Origin of the sequence: Streptomyces sp. SID14478 (assembly GCF_010548525.1) — a bacterium.
GTDB lineage: Bacteria > Actinomycetota > Actinomycetes > Streptomycetales > Streptomycetaceae > Streptomyces.
The window spans coordinates 1-238 of sequence record NZ_JAAGMG010001260.1; the positions used below are offsets into that span (position 1 = coordinate 1).

The window sequence follows — 238 nt, forward strand, 5'->3', positions numbered from 1 at the left end:
GCAGGGCGCCGTTCATGTGCGGGCCGAGCAGGGGGATGGCCGGGCGGGGGTGCGGGGTCGCGAGGGTGATGAGCCGGTGCGCGACCACAGCGGCCACGGCCCAGAGCGCGGTCCACAGCAGGACCGCGCCGTCAGCGAGGATCTGCCGTGCGCGGCGGCCGGATTGGTGTGCGTACCACATGGTCCGATTGGACCCCTGGGGGCGTGGGCCGGTGTGCTCACCGCGCCGGGCGGGCTC

General features: G+C 75.6%; 1 pseudogene. It reads right to left on the bottom strand.

The window, feature by feature from the left end:
• A pseudogene (locus G3I40_RS40045) lies at positions 1–181 on the bottom strand (hypothetical protein); the annotation flags it as partial.
• Between the last annotated feature and the right edge of the window lie 57 nt (positions 182–238).